The organism is Methylobacterium sp. Leaf118, from assembly GCF_920984675.1.
Lineage (GTDB): Bacteria > Pseudomonadota > Alphaproteobacteria > Rhizobiales > Beijerinckiaceae > Methylobacterium.
The window spans coordinates 1-877 of record NZ_CAKLBV010000141.1; the positions used below are offsets into that span (position 1 = coordinate 1).

Below are 877 nucleotides of genomic sequence, written 5' to 3' on the forward strand. Positions count from 1 at the left end.
GCGGGCCGAGCTCGCCCCGCCGGCGCAGGTGGCGGTGATCCTGCCCGAGGATCCGGCCCTGCAGGCGCAACTGGCCGGCCTGTCGGCGGCGGATCTCGGCGACGACGCGCGCACCGCCCCGCTCACCCCCCACCATCCCGCCTACGTCATCTACACATCAGGCTCCACCGGAACGCCGAAGGGCGTCGTCGTCACCCATCAGAACGTCGTCCGCCTGTTCGCCTCGACCGCACACCAGTATCGCTTCGGCCCGGACGACGTCTGGACGATGTTCCACTCCTACGCCTTCGATTTCTCGGTCTGGGAGATCTGGGGGCCGCTGCTCCATGGCGGGACGCTCGTCGTCGTGCCGTTCGCGATCAGCCGGTCACCGGCGGCGTTCCTCGAATTGCTCGCCTCTGAGCGCGTCACGGTCCTCAACCAGACGCCGTCGGCCTTCTACCAACTGGTCGAGGAAGAGCACGCCAATCCCGCCGCGCGCTTCGACCTGTCGCTGCGCACCATCATCTTCGGCGGCGAGGCGCTCGATTTCGGCCGGCTGCGCACCTGGTACGCGCGCCATCCGATCGATCGTCCGCGGCTCGTCAACATGTACGGCATCACCGAGACGACGGTGCATGTCACCTATCTGGCCCTCGACGAGGAGGTCCTGCATCGGCCGAGCACCAGCCTCGTGGGCCGGGGGCTCGACGACCTCGCCGTCTACGTCCTCGACACCACCCTTCAGCCGGTCCCGGTCGGGGTGCCGGGCGAGCTCTACGTCGCGGGCGCCGGCCTCGCCCGCGGCTATCTCAACCGCACCGGCCTCACCGCCAGCCGCTTCATCGCCTGCCCGTTCGGGCCGCCCGGGGGCCGCATGTACCGGTCGGGCGACGTG

The 877-nt window shown here is 70.0% G+C and carries 1 protein-coding gene; it reads left to right on the forward strand.

Going from position 1 to position 877, the window contains the following annotated elements; genetic code table 11:
• The coding region (locus LW587_RS23915) for an AMP-binding protein (RefSeq protein ID WP_232632058.1) at positions 1 to 877 on the forward strand (877 nt) is incomplete at both ends.